The sequence below is a fragment of the Maribacter stanieri genome, from assembly GCF_900112245.1.
Lineage (GTDB): Bacteria > Bacteroidota > Bacteroidia > Flavobacteriales > Flavobacteriaceae > Maribacter > Maribacter stanieri.
In genome coordinates, this window is the sequence record NZ_FOYX01000003.1 from 144624 (window position 1) to 169948 (window position 25325).

17 protein-coding genes are annotated in these 25325 nt (G+C 31.7%); 5 read left to right on the forward strand and 12 right to left on the reverse strand.

Features of this window, described 5'->3' with window-relative positions:
• The first annotated feature begins 4 nt into the window (after nt 1-4).
• The 3 genes from bshA to BM296_RS14515 all read left to right on the forward strand — a co-directional run bounded on the left by bshA (nt 5) and on the right by BM296_RS14515 (nt 2884).
• A complete protein-coding gene (gene bshA / locus BM296_RS14505; RefSeq protein WP_091903999.1) occupies nt 5-1144 on the forward strand; it encodes an N-acetyl-alpha-D-glucosaminyl L-malate synthase BshA in 1140 nt (379 codons plus the stop codon).
• Nucleotides 1095-1583, forward strand: a complete 489-nt coding sequence (locus BM296_RS14510) for a hypothetical protein (protein ID WP_143099082.1) — start codon at nt 1095-1097, stop codon at nt 1581-1583. The genes bshA and BM296_RS14510 overlap by 50 nt, the downstream gene beginning before the upstream one ends.
• 119 nt (nt 1584-1702) lie before the next feature.
• Complete coding sequence (locus BM296_RS14515) at nt 1703-2884, forward strand: OmpA family protein (RefSeq protein ID WP_091904003.1); 1182 nt, start codon at nt 1703-1705, stop codon at nt 2882-2884.
• Nucleotides 2885-2931: 47 nt separating this feature from the next.
• Here BM296_RS14515 and BM296_RS14520 read toward each other — a convergent pair whose 3' ends face one another.
• From BM296_RS14520 to BM296_RS14530, 3 genes are all read right to left on the reverse strand, one after another.
• Entirely contained in the window at nt 2932-4035 is a 1104-nt protein-coding gene (locus BM296_RS14520) for a GNAT family N-acetyltransferase (RefSeq protein ID WP_091904005.1), read from the reverse strand.
• Nucleotides 4035-4646 carry a formyltransferase family protein gene (locus tag BM296_RS14525; RefSeq protein ID WP_027066482.1) on the reverse strand — a complete coding sequence of 204 codons (612 nt, stop codon included), beginning with the start codon at nt 4644-4646 and terminating at the stop codon, nt 4035-4037. Before BM296_RS14525 ends, BM296_RS14520 begins: the two co-directional genes overlap by 1 nt.
• 114 nt (nt 4647-4760) lie before the next feature.
• Nucleotides 4761-5447, reverse strand: a complete 687-nt coding sequence (locus BM296_RS14530; protein ID WP_091904007.1) for a hypothetical protein — start codon at nt 5445-5447, stop codon at nt 4761-4763.
• Nucleotides 5448-5847: 400 nt separating this feature from the next.
• Between BM296_RS14530 and BM296_RS19750 the strand changes: the two genes are divergently transcribed.
• Both BM296_RS19750 and BM296_RS14540 read left to right on the forward strand, forming a co-directional pair.
• On the forward strand, nt 5848-13875 hold the full coding sequence (locus tag BM296_RS19750) for a PKD domain-containing protein (protein ID WP_091904009.1): 8028 nt from the start codon (nt 5848-5850) through the stop codon (nt 13873-13875).
• A gap of 216 nt (nt 13876-14091) precedes the next feature.
• Entirely contained in the window at nt 14092-16140 is a 2049-nt protein-coding gene (locus BM296_RS14540; RefSeq protein ID WP_091904011.1) for an HAD hydrolase-like protein, read from the forward strand.
• Nucleotides 16141-16243: 103 nt separating this feature from the next.
• Here BM296_RS14540 and BM296_RS14545 read toward each other — a convergent pair whose 3' ends face one another.
• The 9 genes from BM296_RS14545 to BM296_RS14585 form a co-directional block, all read right to left on the reverse strand.
• Complete coding sequence (locus tag BM296_RS14545; RefSeq protein WP_091904012.1) at nt 16244-16894, reverse strand: HAD family hydrolase; 651 nt, start codon at nt 16892-16894, stop codon at nt 16244-16246.
• Nucleotides 16878-17852: an ATP-grasp domain-containing protein gene (locus BM296_RS14550; RefSeq protein ID WP_091904014.1), complete on the reverse strand. Its 975-nt coding sequence runs from the start codon at nt 17850-17852 to the stop codon at nt 16878-16880. The genes BM296_RS14545 and BM296_RS14550 overlap by 17 nt, the downstream gene beginning before the upstream one ends.
• Before the next feature lie 118 nt (nt 17853-17970).
• The gene (locus BM296_RS14555; protein WP_091904016.1) at nt 17971-18588 is read right to left on the reverse strand and encodes a sugar transferase; all 618 of its coding nucleotides are present in this window, start codon (nt 18586-18588) and stop codon (nt 17971-17973) included.
• Nucleotides 18589-18621: 33 nt separating this feature from the next.
• Nucleotides 18622-19815 (reverse strand): glycosyltransferase family 4 protein, encoded by a 1194-nt coding sequence (locus BM296_RS14560; RefSeq protein WP_091904018.1) that lies wholly within the window; start codon nt 19813-19815, stop codon nt 18622-18624.
• The gene (locus tag BM296_RS14565; protein ID WP_091904019.1) at nt 19775-20362 is read right to left on the reverse strand and encodes an acyltransferase; all 588 of its coding nucleotides are present in this window, start codon (nt 20360-20362) and stop codon (nt 19775-19777) included. The genes BM296_RS14560 and BM296_RS14565 overlap by 41 nt, the downstream gene beginning before the upstream one ends.
• Nucleotides 20349-21470 (reverse strand): glycosyltransferase, encoded by a 1122-nt coding sequence (locus tag BM296_RS14570; protein ID WP_091904021.1) that lies wholly within the window; start codon nt 21468-21470, stop codon nt 20349-20351. The genes BM296_RS14565 and BM296_RS14570 overlap by 14 nt, the downstream gene beginning before the upstream one ends.
• 59 nt (nt 21471-21529) lie before the next feature.
• Complete coding sequence (locus BM296_RS14575; protein ID WP_091904023.1) at nt 21530-22621, reverse strand: glycosyltransferase family 4 protein; 1092 nt, start codon at nt 22619-22621, stop codon at nt 21530-21532.
• Nucleotides 22618-24063: a lipopolysaccharide biosynthesis protein gene (locus BM296_RS14580; RefSeq protein ID WP_177214964.1), complete on the reverse strand. Its 1446-nt coding sequence runs from the start codon at nt 24061-24063 to the stop codon at nt 22618-22620. The genes BM296_RS14575 and BM296_RS14580 overlap by 4 nt, the downstream gene beginning before the upstream one ends.
• Nucleotides 24064-24102: 39 nt before the next feature.
• Nucleotides 24103-25281: an O-antigen ligase family protein gene (locus tag BM296_RS14585; RefSeq protein ID WP_091904027.1), complete on the reverse strand. Its 1179-nt coding sequence runs from the start codon at nt 25279-25281 to the stop codon at nt 24103-24105.
• Between the last annotated feature and the right edge of the window lie 44 nt (nt 25282-25325).

Here is a 25325-nt window from a genome sequence, read left to right on the forward strand (position 1 = left end):
TGTGATGAAAATAGCAATAGTATGTTACCCTACCTTTGGTGGTAGTGGTGTTGTCGCAACAGAATTAGGAATAGCATTGGCTAATAGAGGTCATGAAATTCATTTTATAACGTATAAGCAACCTGTAAGATTAGAGTTGCTGAGCAATAAAATATTCTTTCATGAAGTTCATGTGCCAGAATATCCACTCTTTCACTATCAGCCTTATGAGCTTGCTTTGTCTAGTAAATTGGTAGATACTATAAAGCTTCATAAAATAGATTTATTACATGTGCATTATGCCATACCTCATGCTTATGCTGGTTATATGGCAAAAAAAATGTTGGAGGAAGAGGGAATTTATGTGCCAATGATTACAACATTACACGGTACTGATATTACGTTAGTTGGAAAACATCCATTTTATAAACCAGCGGTTACTTTTAGTATTAATCAATCTGATGTGGTTACATCGGTATCAGAGAGTTTAAAACAAGGAACATTAGATATTTTTGATATTCATGGGGAAATAGAGGTTATTCCTAACTTTATAGACGCAAAAAAATATAGTACATCTTTTACCGATTGTCAGCGTTCTAATATGGCAACTGAAGATGAGCGCATTGTTACCCATATTAGTAACTTTAGAAAGGTAAAACGCATACCTGATGTAATTAAGATTTTTAGTAAAATTCAGCTAGAAATTCCATCAAAACTTATAATGGTCGGTGAAGGACCGGAAAAAGAAGGAGCAGAGCGTTTGTGCGAAGAATTAGGTATATCCAATAAGGTTATATTCTTAGGCAATAGTAATGAAATTGATAAAATTTTATGCTTCTCAGATTTATTTCTTTTACCATCAGAGTCAGAAAGTTTTGGACTTGCGGCATTAGAAGCTATGATTAATAAAGTACCGGTTATTTCTAGTAATGCAGGCGGAATTCCAGAAGTTAATACAGAAGGAGTAAGTGGTTTTTTAAGTGATGTTGGCGATATTAATGATATGGCTGCTAAGGCAATTACTATTTTAAAGAATGACAAGGTATTAGAAAGGTTTAAGCTTAATGCATTAAAAGAGGCACAGCGTTTTGATATTCAAAAAGTGGTCCCTCTTTATGAAGAAGTTTATGAAAGGGCCTATAAAAGAAGATTTAAAAATGTTTAAATATTTTATTTGTTTTTTTCTATTAGTAGTAGTTCAATTAAATTCTTGTAAGAGTATAGCTCAAAGTAATTTACAAGATTCTAACGATATGGGCATGGAGCTAATCTTAAATGAAAACTACAGTGGTTTTGAACAAGAAGAGTATATTCTAATTAAAAATCAAAAACAATTAAATGCTTTCTACGGTAAAATTAACCGAACAAGAAAACCGGGATTAACACCACCAATCATAGATTTTACTACCGAAATGATTTTAGTTTGGTGTGGAGATAGTTCTGCTTCAAATTATGCTAGTTTAGAACTGAACGAAAATGATGATTTTTTACAAGTGCAAAAAATTAATTCTAAAAAATCTAAAGACAAATCTAATTTAGTAGTAAGTCCTTTTAGTATTTATAAATTACCATTTAACTCTAAAGACTTAAAAATTGAAAAGTAATTAATCGATGAATATTCTACATTCAACTATCAATCGGTTTTAATTGCTGTATACAGTAATTATTTGTTAACTATCTCTTCTTCAATTAATTTTACATTTTGTAACCCAAATTTTATATTATGAAAAAGGCTAAAATCTTTAGTTTATTATTATTTCTCATGGTATCGTCTATAGCATTTGCCCAAGATGAACTTCAAATAACGGCAAAGGATAGTATAGTACAGAGCTCTTGGATTTTCGGAGTTGGCTTAAATGCTGTCGATGATTCAGGTAATGTTTTTGACGGAATCTTTAATGTAGGTCAAGAATGGAATATTGTTCCTTATCCGTCACGTGTAAGTATTGGTAGATACTTTAAAAGTGGCTTAGGTTTGGAAGCTATTGGTACTTATAATCAATACAAAGAAGGGAATATTATTGATGCAAAAGTAATTACAGAAAATGTAAGTTATTTTGGTTTTGATGGTAGGGTTACTTATGATATTAATAAAATAATTGGACAAACTGGTTGGTTTGATCCATATGTGGGTGTTGGAGCAGGTTATACCGATGCTAATAACTTAGGTAGGGGAACTTATAATGCTGTCGTAGGCTTTAGAACATGGTTTTCAGATAGATGGGGATTAGATTTTAGTTCAACAGGAAAATGGGCTATGAGTCAAAGTGACGGCGCTACAAATCATATACAACATGCAGCGGGAGTGGTTTATCAATTCGGAATCGAAAAAGGCCTTTCTAAACGAGGAGAAGAGAAATTAGAGCTATTAGCCGCTATAGAAAAGGAAAAACGACGTCAAAATGATTCTATAAACGAAGTTAATCGTTTAAAAGATGAAGCTTTATTGGCAGAAAGACTCAAAAAACAACAAGAAGAAGATGCATTGGCTGCTGCTGAGAAAGCAAAAGTAGATGCTATTAATAAGCGTAAATCAGAAATTAAGTCTAGAATTGAGAATTTAGGAAACGTATATTTTGGTTTAAATTCATCTGTAGTGAGTACGTCATCTAAAAAAATATTAGATTCTTTGGCTCAAGTATTAGAAGAGATACCAACATTAAAATTAAAGATAACTTCACATACAGATTCTCGAGGAAGCTCGAAGTATAATGATTGGTTATCTCAACGAAGAGTCGATAAAACCAAGGCTTACATGATTTCTAAAGGTGTTTCTGAAGATAAATTAACTACAGAGGCATATGGGGAATCTATGTTATTAAATGAATGTGATGACAATACCTATTGTCCAGAAGAGAAACATGCGGTAAATAGACGTTCTGAGTTTGTTATTTTAGAGTTTTAAATGTTAATCTAAATAGCTGTTGTCCGTGTTTTATATACATTTCTGTTTTATATAGAAATTGAATTAATCGGTTTTCTATACATAGGGAAAAAATCGTTTGTATTTGGGTCTGAATAATTAATGGAGCTCATTGTAAGTGAATTTTTAATTTCTTCATTTAAATACTTGTATATTTCTTGGTTAACGATTTTTCTTCCGGTATAGAATGTAATATCATTTTCTTTTGGGAAAAATGATTTTTTATAAGCATAAAGATTGTCATTGTCCATTCTTCCACCACCTAGAACATAGGTTTTATAGCCGTTTTCTATTGCCCAATTAATAATATTTACTTTTAAAAAATCATTTGGACGACAATTAAAGAAATCTGCATTGGTACCGCCAAGGTAAGAGTATATTGTATCTCTTGATAATAATAAAAATTCCGCGGAAATAGGGGTGTTACTTTTAGAAACTATAGCGATAGCGCAATGTTGTGGATTCAATTTTACATAATTTTGGAAATAGTTTAAAGAAAAGTATAAATCAATATCCGCATTGCGTCTAATCATTGTGTTTTTGTATATGTCATAAAATTGAGAAACGATTTTAGGTTCCATGTTACCTGAATATATATGAAATGTTAATTGATTTTCTACAGACTTTCTGTAGTTATTTCGAACCTTTTTATCAAACTTATTCCATATGGTATTTGGATCTGTGAGTTCCCCACAAACATTTTTTAAGGTCGGTATTATTTTACCATTATAGCCTAAGGTGTTATTGTTAAAGCTAAACCTTATAAATTCTGTAATAACATTATTTTCCTTATACCACAGGTCAGCAAGTTGCCAAAACTCATTCATGTCTTTTTCGTTGGTCTCTTTTGATATTAGTGGACCGCTATATCCATATGGACTAATAACGTCATTAAATGTTGTTTGTTTATTATTGATTGTAATAGGCCGAAGAACTATTGGCATTAGGATTATGGGATTGTTGGCTTTATGCAATACAAAATAATGGATTGAGTTTTTTGAAAATTTATTGTTAAGGTTTAAATCAAATTTGAAAAAAGGGTTGTCATCGTTAATTTTTGCACATTCTTTTAGGTAAGAACTAAAGTTCTTTGGTGTGTCTATATTGAAAACTTTAAAAGTGTTGGATTTCATTATTTATTTTTAATGGCTTGAAATTCATCAGTGATTTTAATAATTGTTTTGACAATTATTTTGAATCCTTTTTTACGAAATTTTGTGTAAAGTAATTCAAAATTATCATTGTCATTTATTTTAATAGCTACTTGATTTAATATGATTCCTTTGTCATATTCATGGTTTATGATGTGAGTGGTAATTCCTGTAATTTTTACTCCATATGCCAAAGCATCTTGAATAGCAGTCTTTGTTCCTAAAAAGCTAGGAAATAGAGACGGATGAATATTTATTATTCTGTTTGGAAACGTACTTAACATTTCTTGTTTAATTAAGTATTTATAGTTCAGGAGAAATATAAAATCTATTCTTCTCGATAGTATTTCGTGGATTAGTTTTTTTTGATGTTTAATAGAATCTTTAAAAGTGTTTCTTGATATTTGCAAAACATCAATATGGTTACTCTTTGCTATTTCAATCGCACTAAAATCGCTTGATTCGTAAATGATTAAAGAAATATAGAAGGAGTTTTGATGAGGATTTTTTTGATAATAATTAATGATGTCATATACATTATTACCTTTTCCGCTACACAATAATGCCCATTTTACTTTATCGGAATTCTTCATGTAATCTCATTGAAGTAAGTTTAATCTATGATTACAAAGAGTAAGATTATATAGTAAATGTATATTTAATTAAATACATTATATCCTCTCATTAAGAATATTTTAAGAGAGAATTTAATTTCCAACATTGAAATTGAAAACCGATGAGGAAGTTTCATTTCCAACATAGTCTCTTGTTACTATTTTCCAATAATATGTATTACCGGCCTCAACGGGAATATCGTTATATCTAGTTGTTTCAATATTCTCGGTAAAAAGTTCGGGAATCTCAGATTCACCAAAATATAAATCATAGTTCAATATGTCATTGTCTTCATCTTCGCCCTTCCATATTAAATTTACGGTGGTACTGGTTTGCGATATTGATGCTCCTGATACTGGTGATATTGCAATTGCAGCCAAAGGGGCCGTTGATGTACCCCAAGGACCTATATTTTTAAAAGTCCAAAGGGAACTTCCGTGATTCATAGAATCACTTACTGACCATGAATAAGAGTTGTTTCGTTTAAGTGGAATTGAAGCTTTATTACCAGTATTTTCATACACTTGAACAATTTTGTTATCGAGGTTGATCAGCTCTAGGTAAAATATTTGATTCTCATCTTCAGTTGAAGATTCCCATTTGAATTCAAGTGAATTGGTTGAATCTGTAAGTATAATTCCTTCTTCAACCTCAGAATTGTCTTCTGGATATAATAATTTAATGCTATTTTTTTGGTATTCAAGAACTTCAGTATCAACACCACATGAATATATTCCAAGTAAAACTAAGAATATGAAGATTATTGTTGTTTTTCTCATTTTAATTAATCGAGTGTGGAGTTGGTAAAAGTGCAAAAAGTCTAAAATTAAAGATTATATGTTCAACGCTCTAAGTATTGATTGTAAATGTAACTATTTCATGTTAATTGATTTAAATGGTTTAACTAATTCAAAGAAAATAAGTAATCAATGTATATTTTGACAAAGTTGCAAGTAACTAGTTCATATAGTAGTTGTTGACTTGTAAACAATAGTAGATAAATGTAAATTTATTGTAAGAATTATTCGGTTAAATCGTTGTTTTTAAATCCCCTTAAATAAGCTATATATATTGAAATTAAACGTTTTTATATGGCGTTGAACGATATTAATCGAGTGTTCGTTATTATTGCTTTTTTTTTGTTTTATAATTATACCCATCTCTATATTAATTAGAATTATGATTAAAAAAATTACTTCATCTTTTCGTAATGTAAAAAAATTACTGTTAGCAACAAGTGTTGTAGGTTCAGTAGCGGTTTTTATGAGTTTCAGTCCAATGTTTTTTGGACCTGGTTTAACTGAGGCTACTCCTTATTTAGCATTTTCGGATACCAACTTTCCAGATCTTAATATTAGTACTCAGCCTTATGAAGTTGCATTTGAAAATTTAACTTTTGATTATCCTTTAACATTTAATCCTGTACCAACTCAAAATCGTATTATAGTTGGTCAACTAAACGGGGAGATTTTTTGGTTTCAAGATGATCAAAATGCAAATGTTAAAAACTTAATTGTTGATTTTTCTGAAGAAGTCGGCTCTGCTGCGGGTACTAGAACTGATGGAAATATTGAAGTTTGGGACGGTGGTCTATTAGGACTAGAATTACATCCTGATTTTGGGACAGGTAGTAATAATTATGTATTTATTTATTATACAACAGAATCAGAAACAGGTGACGATACCTTAAATGATGGAGGAAATGGTACCTTCGGATGTGATTTCAATAATTTTCATGGAAATTACATTCATTTAGAGCGTTTTGAAATTGACCCTGTTGATCTTTCCTTTGTTGAAGGTTCTAGAACCAGGCTAATAAGACGTAGAATGTTAAACACTGCACACCGTGGTGGGGCTTTGGTATTTGGAGATGATGGTTTTTTATATGTAGCAATAGGGGAACAAGGACGTGCTATTAGCTCTCAAGATATATCTGAGAATATAGATGGAAGTATTTTACGTATAGATGTGGATATGGACATTACTAAAAGTCATCCGGCAATAAGAAAAATGCCTGAAGACATAGGAGCTGCAGAAGAAGTTACAGGGCAGAACTATTTTATCCCTAATGATAATCCTTTTTTAGATGCAACAGGTGAAAATTTTGAAGAATTTTATGCCATAGGAATAAGGAGTCCTCACCGTATGAGTAAAGACTCTGACACTGGTTTAATATATATAGGTGATGTTGGGCTAAGTACTCATGATGAAATAAATGTACTTTCATATGGAGGAAATTATGGTTGGCCTGTATATGAAGGAATGGCTCAAGGTCCAGAAAATGGTTGTGGAATTGTTACTTTATTGAATGATATGGAGCATCAAGAACCATTAACTGCATTCTCTAGGGAGGATGCTGGTTCTATTATTGGCGGTCATGTATATAGAGGTTCAGAATTCACGTCTTTTAATGGTAAGTATATTACAGCGGACTACATTACTGAAAAGATATTGTCTGTTGATATATCATCGGGAGAGGTTTCCACATTGGGTTCTATGCCTAGAAGAGCTATTTCATTTGGAGAAGATTCTGATGGAGACATATTTTACCTTACTGCAGGTAATAATATACAATTACTGAGATTTGTGGAACCAGGAGTTGTTACTGGTGTACCCCAAACCTTGACAGCAACAGGAGCTTTTACCGATGTTGAAAATTTGGTGGTTAAAGATGGTTTTTTACCGTACGAACTAATTGACCCTTTCTGGTCAGATGGAGCATTGAAAAAGCGTTGGATGGCTATACCAAATGATGGTAATCCAGATTCGGCTACTGAACAAATTAATTATTCTGAAAATGGTATTTGGGAATTTCCTGTTGGTTCTGTAATGATTAAACATTTTGATTATCCTATTGATGAGAATAATCCTAATATTACCCAAAAAGTAGAAACCAGATTTTCTATAAAAAATAGTAATGGAAATTGGACTTTCTTATCATATAAATGGAATGCTGCTCAAACTGAAGCAACACTAATTGATATGAGTACTGGTGATGAACAAGATGTTCAAGTTACTTTAGAAGGGGGAGGTAGCAAAACAATAACTTGGCAGTATCCATCAACTAGTGAATGTTTAAGTTGCCACAATGAAATATCAAAAGGTACTTTAGGACCAAGAACTAGGTACCTGAACAGTGAATTTGATTACGCTGAAGTTGGTGGTGTTGTGGGCAATCAATTAGTGACATTAAGTGAGCTTGGTTTTATAGAAGAGACCATAACTGATGGCGACACACAAAATTTCTTAACTCATGCTTCCATTAATGATTTAAATGCAAGTATAGATGATAAGGCAAGATCTTACTTAGATTTAAATTGTGCCTATTGTCATCGATCAGATAATAATCTTCGTGCAGACTTTGATTTAAGGCTAGCAAATAGCTTGATAGAAACTAATTTATTAGCTGCTTCAATAGCAGAGCCAGTTGAAGAAATGTCAACTGATCAGCAAATTATTTTTGTTGGTGATGCATCTAAATCTCAAATTTACCATAGAGCAAATAGCATTACACCAGGTGTAATGATGCCATGGTTAGCCAAAGGTCAAGTAGATGAAGCAGGTGTAGCCTTATTGGAGGAATGGATTAATAATTTATCAATTCCACCTACCCCGGTAATTACGGCTGATAAATCACTTGGTAATATAGACTTGATAGTTAATTTTACGGGTAATGAATCTTCAGATGACGAATCTATAGATTCGTATGATTGGACTTTTGGTGATGGTGGGACATCTACAGAGATGGATCCTAGTCATACGTATACAGTACCTGGTATCTATACCGCTACTTTGGCGGTTACTGATAATGATGGTCAGACAGAATCAAAATCAATTGAGATTACTGTTACTGGTGGTGCTATTGATAATGTTGCAGATGAAAATATAAATATAGCTTTGGCTGGTGATGCTATATTATCTAGTCAAATCCATGGAGAAGAGGGGCGTGGTGTAGCTCAAGACATTTTATATGACCCTTCAATAAATGACTACGTTGTTGCTACGGATTGGAATGAATTTGGAGTCCTTCGTTACCATGATGCAGGTACATTGCCCGTAGATGAGGCCATTACTTGGAGAGTAGATTGGTTGAATAAAAAGTTAGTTAACTATATCACTTTTGGGGGGGCTTATGAAAACCAAGCTCAACCCAATACAGCTTGGAGACTTAGTTATCGTCAAGGTGATAATTGGATAGTAATTGAAGAAGGTATTGGTGGTTGGATAGATTCGGGAATTTATGAATGGGGAGGTAAAAATCAAGAGCCAGTTGAAGCTGATGCTTTCCGTATGCAATTATATAGTGATGGCGTAAATGATATTGAAAGTACGCATTTAAGGGCACGAGGAGGTAATTCTTTAAGAATTGACGACACTGACCAACCTATAAAAGCAACCTTGTTTCAATATTTGGAAGATGATGGTGCTCCAACGGCAAGATTTGATTATGCGACTAATGATCTGGAGGTAACTTTTGATACTTCCGAAAGTACTGATGATGTTGGTATTGTTACCTTTGATTGGGACTTTGGAGATGGTGAATCTTCAACCGAACAGAATCCAATTCATAGTTTTGTAGGCCCTGGGACTTATGATGTTACTTTAACGGTTACGGATGCTGATGGTTTAAGCGATAGTTTTACTCAAAGTATAACTGTTGATGGTGTTCCTGTTATACCGGTAGCCAATGCTTCTTCCAATGTTCAATCGGGTCCTGCGCCTTTGACTGTTGAGTTCACGGGCAGTGGTTCTACAGATGACGTTGGCATAGTATCATATGTTTGGGATTTTGGAGATGGCTCTACTTCTTCGGAAGAAGATCCAATGTATGAATATACGGTGCCTGGTACTTATAATGTTACATTAACGGTTACCGATGCAGATGGTAACGCTGATGAATCAACAATCAAAATTGTTGCAAATGGAGGTGCTGTGGATAATAATGCAAACGCTAATGTGAATTTAGCTTTATTGTCAGATGCTGTGTTAAGCGGTTCGGTAGAAAATGGTCGAGGTACACCTGAAGCTATATTATATGATCCATTACAGGAAAATTACTTTGTTGTAACTGATTTTAATGAATATGGTGTTGCTAATGGTGAAAACTTAGGAACCCCAGATGTAGATAACGGTTTTAAATGGCAGGTAGATTGGGCCAATAGAAAGGAAGTGAATTATATCACCTTTGGTGGAGTATATCCTAATCAACCACAACCAAATTCTGAATGGAAAATTAGTTATAGAATTGGTAATGATTGGACTATCTTAGAAGAAGGAACTGGTGGGTGGATTGATGCTGGCATCTTTGAATGGGGTGGTGCAACTACAACACCAATTCAGATGGACGGTCTTAGGGTTCAAGTGTATAGTAATGGTGTAAATGAAGTGGTAAGTATTCATCTAAGAGGTCGAGGTGGTATTTCTAATAGGTTGGATGATAGTGATACCCTAACAAAAGCTACCTTAATACAATTTTTACCAGATACCGGTGCACCAGAAAGTGCTTTTGATTACACTATAAATAATTTAGAAGTAACTTTTGATTCTTCTGAAAGTACAGATAATGTTGGAATTGTTTCCTATACATGGGATTTTGGAGATGGTAACGGTTCTACCAGTGCAAATCCTGTACATACTTACGAAACTTCTGGTACATATGATGTTACTTTAACGGTTACGGATGGCAATGGCTTAAGTGATATTTCAGTTCAAGAAATTACTGTAATGGAAGATAATTCTATACCAGTGGCGATTGCTACTTCAGATGTGTCCGTAGGTCCTGCACCATTAAATGTACAGTTTACAGGTAGTGATTCTAGTGATGATGTTGGTGTGGTCTCTTATTTGTGGGATTTTGGAAATGGAGAAACTGCTAATGTGGCGAACCCAAATTATACTTACTTGGTATCTGGTAACTATACTGTTACTTTAACGGTTACCGATGCAGATGGTAACACCAATATAGACGAACTTAATATTTTAGCTAATGGAGGAGCTGTGGACAACAATCCGAATGCCGGTTTAAATTTGGCATTACTTCCAGATGCAGTATTAAATGGATCTGTTTTAAATGGTAGAGGAACACCGCAAGCTATTCTTTTTGACCCATCAAGAAATAATTACTATGAAATAACTGATTTCAATGAGTATGGGATTGCAAAAGGTGAAAACCTTGGTACACCTGATGTTGATAATGGATTCGTATGGCAGGTAGATTGGGCCAATAGAAAGAATGTTAATTACATTACGATTGGTGGTGTTTTTGATAACCAACCACAACCAAATTCATTATGGAGAGTTAGTTATAGAGTTGGAAATAGCTGGACTATCTTAGAAGAAGGTATAGGAGGTTGGATCGATGCTGGTATATTTGAATGGGGTGGTCAAACTCAGGCACCAATAGCTATTGATGGACTTCGTGTGCAAGTTTATAGTGACGGTGTAAATGATTTAATTAGTGTTCATTTAAGAGGTAGAGGTGGTGTATCTAATAAAGTAAATGATAGTGCAACGGAAACAAAGGCAACGTTGATCCAATATTTGCCAGATACCGGGGCTCCCGAAAGCAATTTCGATTATGTCATTAATGATTTAGAAGTTGATTTTGATGCTACTTCTAGCACTGACGATGATGGTATTGTATCTTATGAATGGGATTTTGGAGATGGAAATACGTCAACTGAACAAAACCCAAGTAATGTGTTTGCAAATTCAGGTTCTTACAGTGTTATGTTAACGGTAACGGATACGGACGGTATAAGCGATACTTCAACTCAGGTTATTAATTTGGGTGCGCCGGATAATGAAGCGCCAGTTGCTATTATCGAAACAAGTTTAATTACCGGGACGGCACCACTTACTGAAGATTTTATCGGTAGTAACTCAACAGACGACGTAGCCGTAGTATCTTATAATTGGAATTTTGGTGATGGTAATACTTCTACAGAGGCAGATCCATCATATATTTACACCCAACCTGGTAATTATACAGCGACCTTAACAGTAACGGATGAACAAGGGTTGACCGATCAGGTTTCAGTGGACATTGTTGTAACCAGTGACCAACCGGACAATGTACCAAATGCAGGTATTAATATTGGATTATTACCAGATGCAACAGTAACTGGATCTGCCACGAACCCAAGAGGAACTGTTCAATCTATATTGTACGACCCTTCTAGAGATGATTATTTTGTACGTACAGATTATAATGAGTATGGCGAACAGTTTGGCGCTAATTTGGGCACACCAGATGCTGATAATGGTTTTAGATGGCAAGTTGATTGGGCTTCACGTAAATTAGTGAATTATATCACCTTTGGTGGAGTTTATGCTAATCAGCCACAACCAAATTCACTTTGGAGAATAAGTTATCGTGTTGGTAATGATTGGATTATTTTGGATGAAGGAGCAGGTGGCTGGATTGATGCAGGTATATTCGAATGGGGTAGTGAAGAACAAACTCCAATAGAAATGGACGGATTAAGGGTTCAAGTCTATAGTGATGGAATTAATGATTTGGTAAGTATTCATTTACGTGGAAGAGGTGGCGTGTCAAATTCTGTAGATGATAGCGCAACGGAAACAAAAGCTACATTAATACAATATTTGCCAGATACCACTGCACCTGAAAGTGCTTTTGATTATACCATAGATGAACTTCAAGTAAGTTTTGATTCTTCGTCTAGTACGGATGATAACGGAATTGTATCCTATTTCTGGGATTTTGGAGATGGAAACACTTCTGACGAACCAAATCCAATTCATGTATACGCTGCCTCTGACACCTATAATGTTTCCTTAACGGTTACGGATGCAGATGGTAAAGTAGATACTTCTGCCGCTAATATTTCTGTGGCTGGTAATGGTATTCCTATAGCGCTTGCTACCGCAGATGTATTGGAAGGTGATGCTCCGCTAACGGTTTCCTTTAATGGTAGTGGGTCTTCTGATGATAATGGTGTTGCATCCTATTTATGGGATTTTGGAAATGGTGAAACTTCAAATGAAATAAATCCTGTATATACTTTTGATGAAGCTAATGTTTATGAGGTGATATTAACGGTAAGCGACGCTGAAGGTCAAACTCATAGTACTTCATTAACCATTACCGTAAATGAACCAAATGTGGCACCAGTCGCCATAGCTAGTTCAGATATTGTTTCTGGTGAAGCGCCATTTACTGTGTCTTTTGTAGGTAGTAACTCAACAGATGATGTGGGTATAGCTAGCTATACATGGGATTTTATTGATGGAGGAACATCAAACGTAGCAGATCCAGAGCATGTTTTTGAAACTGCGGGTGTATATGACGTAGCCTTAACCGTTACAGATGAAGAAGGATTGTCCAATACCACAACGCTGACTATAACGGTTGAAGAGGGCATGGTTGTAAATGAAGCACCAATTGCAATAGCTAACGCAGATATCATATCAGGTGAAGCACCGCTTTTAGTATCCTTTGTAGGGGGTAATTCTACCGATGATAATAGTATTGCTACTTATTCATGGAACTTTGGTGATGGTGGAACTTCTATTGAAGCCGATCCTGAGCATGTTTTTGAAACTGCAGGTGAGTTTACAGTGGTATTGACCGTGACCGATGATGAAGGCTTAACAGATGAAGCATCCCTAGTGATCACAGTGGTTGTTGAAAATGAATTCAACGAAGCACCAGTTGCTGTGGCTAGCTCAGATGTGGTTACAGGTGAAGCTCCGCTCACGGTATCATTTACAGGAAGTAATTCAATTGATGATAACGGTATTGTTTCATATGAATGGAATTTTGGTGATGGTAACATAGTATTTGAGGCTGATACTGAATTTGAGTTTGAAGCAGCTGGTACATATGAAGTTGTTTTAACGGTAACAGATGGGGAAGGTTTAACGGATTCAACTTCATTGTCAATTGTGGTAGAAGAAAATGAAGTACTTGAAGAAGTAGCATTGGATATGGTATTATCACCTAATCCTTCTGTAGATTTTGTTGAAATAACTTTAAATGGTATTGTTGATGATGAAGATATCATCGGTTTTATGCTCCATGATTCCGCTGGTAGATTAATTAAGCAGTACACCCCGAATGAAATTTTTGTAAGTGGCATTTATAGAATATCATTAGAAATTTTAACGGCAGATGTATATGTTGTTACTGTTGTATTGAATAATGATGAACCTGTTTCTAAAAGACTAATTTTAAGAAGGTAAAATTTGTTTCATAATTTAAGTCGTGTTAAAGATTTTTACTTTAGCACGACTTTCTTGTTTAAATCATGTTATGCTATTAATTATATAGTTTTATCGAATAATTATAATAAAACTTATTATTTAGGGTTTAATTTGTCAGCAGGCATAGGTATTAATGTTTAGAACTTAACCAGCTTTTTAGATTATATTTATTAGTAGCCATTAAAACAATTCAAATTGAACAACACAATACAAAATATCAAGAATAATTCAGCAGTAAAAGTTGTTTTTACCGACTTATTTGACACCTTGATTCATAGAGGGGTTCACCCAAATTATGTATATAGAATTTGGGCTAAATTTCTTATTAGAGAATTAGGGCTTACTATAGATATTAATGCCTTATTTAAAATTAGGGCAAACGCAACAACCAAGTTAGCATCAGATATGAAACTTAATAAGGTAGAGGTACCTTATGAATTTGTAATGAAAGAGGTTTATAAGAGGCTGGTCAATTCAGATAATTTAAATGGGGTTGAGTGGAGTACATTTCAGAAAATAAGCAAAGAATCAGATTATAGAAGTGAAACTTCTGTTCAGTATATTAATACTTCTTTGGTAGAAGGGCTTAAAACATTGAAGTCTGAAAATTATAAAATCTTTATTGTATCTGATTATCATTTATCTAAGGATGTTATAATGAGGTTATTAGAATTTCATGGTATATCTTCTATTTTTAATGATGTATTTATTTCTTGTGATTTAAAAAAGAGTAAAGAGAGTGATGGTAGTTTGTATCCATTTGTACTAGAAAAGACTGGTTCATTGGCAGAACATACAGCGATGATGGGAGATAATAAAATTAGTGATGTTATAAACTCTTCAAAGCATGGTCTTCATGGTTATTTTTTAAAACATTATTCTCATAAATTCAGAAATAAAAAGAATTTATTTGGCAGTGAGGAGAAAGAATTTAATAAGGCATGTAAAGAAATAGAACAAAATTGTAGAAAAAGTGATTTCCCTTTTAGTGAATATATTATTCATTTTTACTTCTTTACGGAAAGGCTATATACCGAAGCTAAAAGGAAAGGAATAAAAGATTTATTCTTTCTGGCAAGAGAAGGTCATTATTTAAAACAGTTATTTGATACTTATCAAAAGTTTAATGGTTTAAATGATGAGGATTATATAAAAACTCATTATTTCAAGGCATCTAGACATTCTGCCAAACAAGTGTCCCTTAAGCCTATTGAAGAAGAGAAATTTGCGCCTATAAAAAAGAACTATGATGTAATGACTACTGGTCAATTTTTATCATCCTTTAATTTAAATGAAGATTCTATTTTAAATATTGCCAATGAATTAGATATTGATAAGGATTTAGAAATTGAAAATTTCAGTACTTCCAGTGTATTATTGAAACTTAAGAATAATAAAAATTTTAGTGTAGCTTATGAGTCTCATAGAATTGGACAGCGCAATGCATTTAATAATTACCTAAATTCATTTAACGTAGATTTTAAATCTGACGGTATGGTTTTAGTAGATGTGGGTTGGGGAGGTACTATGCAAGAATGTATCTATGAGTATTTAGGAGGTAATGTACCTGTAACAGGTTATTACATTGGATTACGTGAAATATATAATATAAAAGATAAGACAAGAAGATATGGTTTAAACTTTTCAGTTTATCCCAAGAAAGGATATTCTGATTATATTCTACAAGCTAACGGTCAGTTATATGAACAATTATTGGCCGCTCCTCATGGAAGTACTTTAGGTTATAATGGAGACCCCAGTTCGCCAACAATTGAATATCATGAACCAAATGAGAAAAGAGTTTTTGATGAATTCATATCTTCTATACAAAATTTTATGGATGGGCAATTTGATGAATTGTGTAATGGCTTAAACGGGCTTTCCTATACTGAAATTATGGTTCAGGATTATTTAACGGCTATGGCTCTTAGATTAGGATTGTTTACAAATAGGAAGAAATTAAAATTCATTCAATTAATTTCTAGAGGTTTTTATCAAAATGTAGGAGGTAATAAAGTAGGTATGGTGTATGATCCAAGTCAACTTTCCCAGACTAAAGCACAGTTGGTTAAGGAGTTTTTATGGAGTCCGGAAAAAACTTTTAGATACATAGTAAAACTAAAACCACTTTTATATGATAAAAAACTTGCGTGGTTAGGTTGGATGGTTAGTAGTACATACTACTATATAAAAGTTAACAGGTCTATTAAGAAACGAATCTTTAGTAAAGATTTAATTACCTAATAAAAAAGTCAACTACGAATTAAAATTCGTAGTTGACTTTTTTTATAGATATATTAGATAGTATATTGTTCAACAGTAAGTATTATCTATTTCTTATTAAGAATTAGATAATACTTACTTCTTCAAAAGAGCGAATAAGGTATTCAGGTACGTTTAATTGAAAATCACAACTATTAGGGTGTATGTTCATTCCGTTGTCCATGACACCGACTGTATGCCAGCCCAATACTAAAGGAGCAATAAAGTCTTTTTTGAAATTATCACCAAAATAATAGTAAGTATTTAATTTTAGGTCTTCTTCAACCAATTTAAAATTTTTCAAATTTGGTTTCTCACTACCTATACTTTCAGAAATAATGCAGCAATCTATGTCTTCCCAAATACCCAAAGATTTTAGTTTGTTAGATTGAGTAATTATACGACCATCTGTTATAATACCAAGTTTCCCGTTTTTTTTCTTAACCTCTTTAATGACGTTTAGAACACCTGGAAAAGGTTTTATTTTAGGGGTATGGGTACGGTAAGTATTTAATAATTGCTCAATAGGAACACAAAAAGTTTCCGAAAGGTACAGAAACGGATTTTCACCATTTCTGTACAACGAAAATACGAAGTTAAAAAGTGTATAAACATCCTTGGGTTTCAAATTAAAGCAAATTTCCCAGTATGCAGATTTTAAAAACTCTAGTTCGTTATACAACGTATCATCTAAATCAAATACTAGCGCGGTATGTTTATCAATCTTTATATCCATGTACTAAAACTTCACCATCATAACGTAACATAAGTAAATCTTCTGCCCAATCTTCATAGTAATTATTAGATAAATCTTCACCAAGAAGGTACTCTTTTAAAATCCATTGTACATAATTAGCACCAGAGCTATGTGTTAAAGGATAACCTCCTCCAAATCTTGGGTTAACCTCAATACCATATATATCTTTGGTTTCTTTATGCATAAAGAATTGCACGGTTAAACATCCCCTTACTCCATCTATTTTATTTAATTGTTTTTTAATAAAAGGTACCAATTCATTTTTTTTGATAAGCCCTTTATTTACTTCCCCAGCCCTTACAAATAGTCGTTGTCTAGGTACAACACATTTTAAATACCCATTTTTTGTGTAATATAAATCACAAGTGAACTCATCATAGAAATCATGGTCTAAATATTCTAAAAACATTAATTTCTTGTTTTCAAAGTGATACTCTGTCATTTCATCTTTGTTTTTAATAACATAGTTATCTACACTACTACTACCGTCATAGGGTTTAATATATAGAGGAAGCTGAAATGTGTTCTTACAATATTCTTCAGCTACTTGAATACCTTTAGACTCAAAAAAGTCGTGTATCATCCTTTTGTCTCTACATTTATGTACAAAATCGGTATCTGGTACCACAACCCTAATATTATTTTCCAAAAACAATTCTTTGTTTTCTGATAATGGTAATAATGATGGGTCAATTGTAGGAACAATTAAAGTAATCCCTAATTTTTTGCATTGTTCTAATATGACTTTAATGTAGTCTTCATGTTTTACATTTGGAACTTTAATAAATCCATCTGCAACCATGCATCCCGCAGATAGTTCGGGGTTCATATCAGAACCGTATACTTTAGCTTCTGGAAATATTGCTTTTAATTCTTTTTTAAAAAATCTGACCAAAGACACCCTTCGACCTACTGAGGTAATTAAAATATTGTTCATTTTACTAGTTTGTCTGGGCTAATTTATTGTATATAAATAGTGTGGGGGTTAATAAAAACATATAATTTTTAAGTTTATTTTAACATAATAATCAAAAATACTATTTCTTTATACAATTTCAATTGAATAAATCTTTTCTTTCAATATCAAGGTCCGCCATGTAAGAACTTTGATCCAATTCCACATCAGAGGTTTTAAATACCTTAATTAAAGTTTTATAGAATATTTGCACGTCTTGCACAAAACCTAAGTGTTCAACATAATAAATGTCTTTTGTAAATTTTTCATCCCAGCTCATGTAATTACGACCTGAAATTTGTGCTAATCCAGTAATACCGGGTCTAACAGAAAATCGAATTCTTTCCTCAGCCTTGTAATAGGGTAAGTATTTTACCAATAATGGTCTTGGACCAATAAGGCTCATATCACCTTTAAGTACATTAATTAATTGAGGAAGCTCATCTATAGAAGTTTTACGAATAAATATACCAAGAGGCGTTAACCTAATAGTATCAGGAAGTAGTTCACCATTTTTATCCCTTTTGTTATTCATAGTTTTAAATTTTAAAACCTTGAATATTTTCTCATTTTTACCTGGTCTTTTTTGAGTGAAAAATGGGGTGTCTTTGAAATCTATGGTTAAGATGATGGCAACTATCATTAAAATCGGAAATAATAGTAAAAGACCTATAAATGATAAAATAATATCAAATAAACGTTTAAGAATTGGGTACATTTTTAATTTTTAATTTTAAGTATTATAAAATCACTAAATTTTAATTGAATCTACGACGGCGGCAAATTGCTTGCAAAGCAGAGATTTATCGTAAACTGTCTCTGCTAACTTTCTTGAGTTTTTGCCCATAACCTTTAGTTTTTCTGGCTCTTTTTGTAATGCAATTAATTTTTCAGCAAATTCTTTAGGCGATTCTGGATCAACATAAACACCACAATTATGCTTTTCTACCAAATCTTTTGTCCATCCATTAGAATTAACAATAATAGGTTTTTCGGCAGATAAAGAATCGAATAATTTGTTAGGTGAGTTAGTGCCTAGTATCGGTATATTACTAAAAGTCACCAATGATATATCACAGAAATTTACAATTTCAGAGGTTTTCTCCATATTAAAAAAACCTAAGTAAGTTACATTGTTACAACTTTCTTTAGCTTGGTAATTTTGAATTAATTCTTTACCAGGACCACTGCCTATAAATAAAAACTCAATTGTTTTATTTTCTTTTAAAAGATGAGCTGTTTCTAAAATGTATTCTATAGCATTAGCTTGCCCTAAAGCACCAAAGTAAATAACTTTGAAGGTTTCCTCACTTATATTTAATTCCTGCATGAGAGCCATATTAGGTTCTCTAGACCAAAATGCGTCAATTTTAGCCATATTAGGTATCATACTAACTTTACTATTTGGCGTGCCTACTTTTAAAACTCCATCTTGCATTCCTGGCGATAGGGCAATGACATGAGAGGCATTTTTGTAAATACTTCGTTCAAACCATTTAGCAAGCTTAATAGCAGTCTTATTAGTAAGACCCCCCATTTGAATAGGAACCTCCGGCCATAAATCTCTTACCTCAAATAAGTAAGGTATTTTTTTAAACTTTTTTAAAACTAAAGCCGGAAATCCAATTGTTAATGGGGTAGAGGTGGCAATTACAAAATCTATATTTTTTTCTTTTAACGCTAAATATGTAGAGTAGAACATAAAATGCAAAAATGATTTCAGTCTAGATGCAATACTCATGGTTTGGGAATATGGCACTCTAACATAGATGACATCAATACCATCTACGGTTTTTCTTTCAAATCTTTTTTTGTTTTCTTTACCTAATGATATAACAGTAACCTTATGACCATTTTTAATAAGTTCTAAACTGTTCCAATAAGATCGGGTACCACCTGGTTGATCAGGTGTTGTGAAGTATTGATGTAGGTATAGAATGTTCATGCTCAAGTTGGTTTAATATTTTAATTGCTTCCGCCGGATTTAAATTCCAATACTTAGATTCTTTTATACTTTTAAAAGTCTCATCACTTAATCTTTTTTTGTAAAATTTTGCAGGGCTTCCGAAATAAATTGAATTTTCTGGTATATCTGTATTAACAAAAGACATAGCACCTATTACCGCACCATCTCCAATAGTTACACCTTGTTTAATAATACAGCCTGCTGCTATCCAAACGTCATTGCCAATTGTTGTAACTTTATCATATACACAATGCTTACTTAACCTTGGTGATGTACTTCCCCACCAATATGAGTGTTGCATACCACCTATTTGTACGCCAGGAGCTATGGATGAATAATTACCTATTCTGGTATTTATTATTACAGTATTACAAGCAATATAATTTTCTTTGCCAATTTTTGAATCAGAGATTAACGTATTATTACTAATTTTAGTAGTGTAATGAATTTTGTTCTTTTTGATATAATCTTTAGGTATTCTTAATATTACTTTTATAAAAAAGAATATATTTTTAATTATTTGCATGTTTATTATAAAGTTGTGTGTATTTCGTTGCTATATTACTCCAACGAAATAAAGAGAAATCTATTTTGTCTAAATTATATACTTTGTAATTATCAATAAGATTTATTAGACTTATTTTAATTTGTTCATAATCATCAATTTTACATTTTTCACCTACAGGAAAATTAAAAACCTTATCGATTCCATCATTTTCTAAATAAAGTAATGGTAAGCCTTGAGATAAACTTTCAATATATACTAAACCAAAAGTTTCGCCTTTTGAAGGCATTGCAAAAATATGATTTTCGTTATAGATTTGCTTTAATTTATTTTTATCATTAACACTACCTATTAAATTAATAGAGTTTTTATTATTAATTGATAGTTCTTTTATTTTTTGTTCATCCTTACCGCCAGAGCCAACAATATTTAATTGTAAATTATATCCAGATTTATTTAAATTAATAATTACTGTAGCTAATTTTATTAAATTTTTTCTTGGAATTAATCTTCCAACATAAAGAATTTTAAATGGAACAATTTCTTTTTTCTTTTCCTGATTATCTAACCAAAAATCATTGATGCCATTGTAAATTATTTTAGACTTGCTTTTTAGAGCATCTTTATTTCCTAATATTAGTGGATGTTTAAAAAATTTATTTTGTAGCGAATCACTTATGAAAATTATTTGCTCCGCTTCATTTAATATCTCTTTTGCCATGAAAATTAAATCAGGGCGAAATTTTAAAAAAACCTCCAAATCAGTTGATCTTACCGCTACAATATATGGTATGTTATACTTTTTTTTTAATAAATATGATATACCACCATCGCTAAATAAAGTAGTAGCATGTGATATTGTTATTTTTGTTATGTCAATTTTAGAAATTAAATCATCACATAAATATGAAATTTTATTACGATATAAAATTTTATGTGCTTTTTTAAGTTTTTTCGAATATAAAATTTTACTATAACTCGTTTTAAAATTTATATTGTTATTACCAATTGGTGTTGCTTCTCTAACTGGATTAAATATTATTTGGGGAATATTTAATTCATCTATAGACTTATATAGGTTGCTATGAACCTTTGTTAAAGAAAAATCATTACAAATATGTAATATCATAATATTACGTTCTAATTAAGGTTTTTTTAATAAGGTTGACCTAAAAATTATTTCTATAATTAAATAGAATTTAAGGTTTGAATCCATTTATCCATAATAAAGTTTAAATTAAATGAATTTACTAAAGGCAAGTTACTGTCGCTAAATTGGGTTCGTAAATTAGTGTTGGCTATCAAGTCGGATATTTTCTCTGCCATTTCATTAACGTCAAATGCTTCAATTAAGTATCCATTCACTTCACTTTGTATTATTTCATTTGGTCCAGTAGGAATATCAAAACTAACTAACGGTAACTTGCATGCTAATCCTTCAATTAAGCTCATAGGAAAACCTTCATATCTAGAAGTCATTACCATCATAGCGTAATCTTCATATAATTTATATAAATTACTGCTTTGCCCCATTAGGTTTACTCTGCCGATTAATTTTTTTTCTTCAATTTTGTTCTTAAGCATTTCTTCTTCTTCCCCAGAACCATAGATATCCCATGTAAAATCATGGTGTTTATTTAAAACAATATCCGCAACGTCAATTAGCGTTTCAAAATTTTTCTGGGCAGTTAGTCTGCCTACACTTATAATTTTTTTAGATTCTGTATTGTATGTTATATTATTTTGTTGTAAACTTTTGTCTATTGGGTTATAGATTTGGACTATGTTTTTAGCCCTAGTTTCTTTTTTGTAATTAAGTTCATCTGTTTTGGTAAGGCTTATTAAACAATCAGCAAAGTATGCTGTAAAATGTTCGTTGAACATTCTAAATTGTTTATTAGAAGTGCCCTTAAAACTTGAGTGAGACCAGTATATTAGCTTAGTGTTTTTAAAAAGAGTGGCAAGAACTCCTAGTGGACCAACTATAGCGCCACAGGATATTAGAATATCAATTTCATTGTCGGTAATTATTTTACGTAATTTCTTGGAAGCATTGAAAATACCTTTTTTCATAGGTATTTGATCTTCTAATAAATAGTGATATGGTAATTCATGATTCCAATCGTAAGAATTTTGTTTCTTTTTAGCATAGCTAATAATATGAATGTCAAAATTAGGGTTAAAATTTAATTCATTTGAAATTATTGAGGTAACCCTACCTATACCTCCTCTTTCAGTTATTATACTTAAGAGGAATCCAATTTTTAACTTACCGTTCATTGATAATATTTTTTCAAAAGAGACAACAGTTTGTTTCTGACTGTCAAATATTCATTATGTTTTAAAAGTTCATTTGCAAGAATAAAAACGGTAATGCCTATGATAAGTTGTACAGAGATCATTAAAAATAAATTTATAGCTGTAAATGTTACCCCTAGCATTGAAATAAATGTTAAAACCGATATTAAGAAAAAAGGTAAAAAATCTTTAAATTGGTCTTTAAGATTGTAATCGATGATTTTTTTAGTATAAAAACTATTGATAAAATATTCAAGTATAGAGAAAAATATAAGCCCATAAATCATATAATCAATACCAAAATTTACGGTAATTAAAATAATTGGAATTAAGATAACTTTCTTAATAATTTCCAACTTAAGGTTTAGGTTAGAATAGCCTTTAATAAGTAAAAGATTCAAATGTAGAATCTGCAGGGGATACAACATACCCGGAATACATAACAACTGTAAGTAGAAAATTGAAGTTTCCCATTTTTCTCCTATAGTAATTAAAATTAATGGTTTAGCAATCGCGGCAATAGCAAGCATTATTATAAAATTTAAAAACATGCTAAAACGAATGAATTGTATGAACTTTATTTTTAGGTTTTTTTTGTCATTTTGGTAATTTGATAATATTGGAAAACTAATCCTTCTTATAGCGAATGTTATATTGGTAGAAAATGGGGTTTGAAATTGATCTGCTCTAGTATAAAATCCTAATGATGTTGGTGAAAAATATTTCCCGATAACAAAATAATACACGTTTTTATATGCGGTATTAACTAAATTGGTGATTAAAAGTTTATAACCGAAATTAAATAATTCTTTAAAGCTATTCTTAGAAAACTCAAGTTTAGGTTTCCAGTTAGAGCTTAACCATAGCATTATACTATTTAAGAAAGGTCTTAGGACAGAAAAAGCAATTAAACTCCAAACTCCATAATCTCTATATGCCATAGCAATGGCTATACTGCCAGCCAATAAAGAAGAAACAACAGCAAAAATGCCTAATTTTTTAAAATCTAGTTGTTTTGTTAAAATTGTTCGTTGTATAATAACTAAGCCATTAATAACGAGAATAGTCCCAGAAACCTTTATTAGGTTGGTTAGTATTGGTGTATTGAAAAAAGCGGCAATATTATTTGCGACTGCCCATAGTAAAAGATATAATAAAACAGCAGTAATTATATTGGTATAGAAAACAGTATTATAGTCTTTTTCAGTAGCATCTACCTTGCGTATTAATGCACTTCCAAAACCTGCCTCTACAACTGAATTGGTGACTGTTATAATGGCAGTTATGATGCCCACAACACCAAAATCTTCAGGTGTTAATAGTCTGGCTAAAATAATTCCGACGATGAATATTGCGCCTTGGCTAAAAACACCTTCAAATACGGTCCAACTAAAGCCTTTAATGGCCTTTTTTTTTATTGACACAATATTTGGATTAAAGAGTTAAGAGGTTGGTTCATCTTACTAGTTTAATTTAGTTATAGTGTCATTTTTTTGTAAGCTAATTATCAGGAAAAAATACATCATGGAAAAAGGAAATTTATAAAACACATAAAAATTGTTGTAAATTAAAAAAGTTATAAAAAATAATAAATAGAACTTGTATAAAGGATTATTTTTATCTGATCTGTAGTTTTTAATACTTTTAAAAGTTGGAATTAAATAAAAAGAAAACAGTAAAATACCTCCAATGACGCCTTGTTCTGCTAAAATTTCTGTATAGGAATTATGTGTAAATAACCGGTATTTACTGTAAAAAGGAAACTGGCCTAAACCAACTCCTAGAATTGGATTTTGTATAAAAACTTCTATACCTTCTTCAATAAGTATTTCTCTCGAATCTTTCTTGTTTGCAGTTTGTGTAACTCTGTTTTGTATACGTGATCCTTGATAAATTTTTAAGAACTGAAAACCTAATATTATTAATGCCAAAATAATGACAAATTTTCTTGTTATTTTCCTAAATTTTGATGGATTAATCGGTTTGTTGATAAATAACCAAAAACAAATATTAATTGTAGTTATTAATAATAGACCAGCTCTAGATTGGGTTGTAAATGCAATTACTAAAAATAATAAAGGAAGAATTAGTGTAGATAAAAATAATAATTTATTCTTAAATTTTAAATAAAGATAGAACAAAGAAAAATTAGCAAAAATACAAAAGTAGGAATATGCATTAGCGTTTAACATGAATCTGTCACGAAAATCAATTGCTGATGCAAAATTTGCACTTATATTACCATTGATAATCATTATAATAAAAAGAGTTAGAATTGAAAAAATATAGCCGATATGGAAAAACAAACTGAAATCTACTTTTTTTGTTAATCCAATAGCAATATATGCCGCTACAACAGCTCCAAATAATGAACTTAAAGTTGTGGTAAATTCATCAAAGCCTTTGAAATAATAAATGGTGGTAAAACTTAAAAGTAAAATCATTAAGAAAATGATAAATTCCTTATTCTTGGTGTGAATAGATTTACCATCATATAAAAATGCAATACCTGCTAAGATAGGTAGTAAACCCATTGTAGCTATTTGTTGCAGTTGAAAGAATGGACCTAGTGCATTTAAAAAAACAATTACAAAAATTATAAAAATCCCAAGTAATGTTTTTGATTGTTTGCTTTTTTTCATTTTACTTAACTACTAAGGTTAGTTCTTGCTTTACCTGATTTGTA

Coding starts and splice junctions, on each gene's coding strand:
- bshA (WP_091903999.1), top strand. CDS start 5: ATGAAAATAGCAATAGTATGTTACCCTACCTTTGGTGGTAGTGGTGTT.
- BM296_RS14585 (WP_091904027.1), bottom strand. CDS start 25,281: ATGAAAAAAAGCAAACAATCAAAAACATTACTTGGGATTTTTATAATT.
- BM296_RS14560 (WP_091904018.1), bottom strand. CDS start 19,815: ATGAACATTCTATACCTACATCAATACTTCACAACACCTGATCAACCA.
- BM296_RS14520 (WP_091904005.1), bottom strand. CDS start 4,035: ATGAAATCCAACACTTTTAAAGTTTTCAATATAGACACACCAAAGAAC.
- BM296_RS14510 (WP_143099082.1), top strand. CDS start 1,095: ATGAAGAAGTTTATGAAAGGGCCTATAAAAGAAGATTTAAAAATGTTT.
- BM296_RS14525 (WP_027066482.1), bottom strand. CDS start 4,646: ATGAAGAATTCCGATAAAGTAAAATGGGCATTATTGTGTAGCGGAAAA.
- BM296_RS14550 (WP_091904014.1), bottom strand. CDS start 17,852: ATGAACAATATTTTAATTACCTCAGTAGGTCGAAGGGTGTCTTTGGTC.
- BM296_RS14575 (WP_091904023.1), bottom strand. CDS start 22,621: ATGAACGGTAAGTTAAAAATTGGATTCCTCTTAAGTATAATAACTGAA.
- BM296_RS19750 (WP_091904009.1), top strand. CDS start 5,848: ATGATTAAAAAAATTACTTCATCTTTTCGTAATGTAAAAAAATTACTG.
- BM296_RS14515 (WP_091904003.1), top strand. CDS start 1,703: ATGAAAAAGGCTAAAATCTTTAGTTTATTATTATTTCTCATGGTATCG.
- BM296_RS14570 (WP_091904021.1), bottom strand. CDS start 21,470: ATGATATTACATATTTGTAATGATTTTTCTTTAACAAAGGTTCATAGC.
- BM296_RS14545 (WP_091904012.1), bottom strand. CDS start 16,894: ATGGATATAAAGATTGATAAACATACCGCGCTAGTATTTGATTTAGAT.
- BM296_RS14530 (WP_091904007.1), bottom strand. CDS start 5,447: ATGAGAAAAACAACAATAATCTTCATATTCTTAGTTTTACTTGGAATA.
- BM296_RS14565 (WP_091904019.1), bottom strand. CDS start 20,362: ATGCAAATAATTAAAAATATATTCTTTTTTATAAAAGTAATATTAAGA.
- BM296_RS14555 (WP_091904016.1), bottom strand. CDS start 18,588: ATGTACCCAATTCTTAAACGTTTATTTGATATTATTTTATCATTTATA.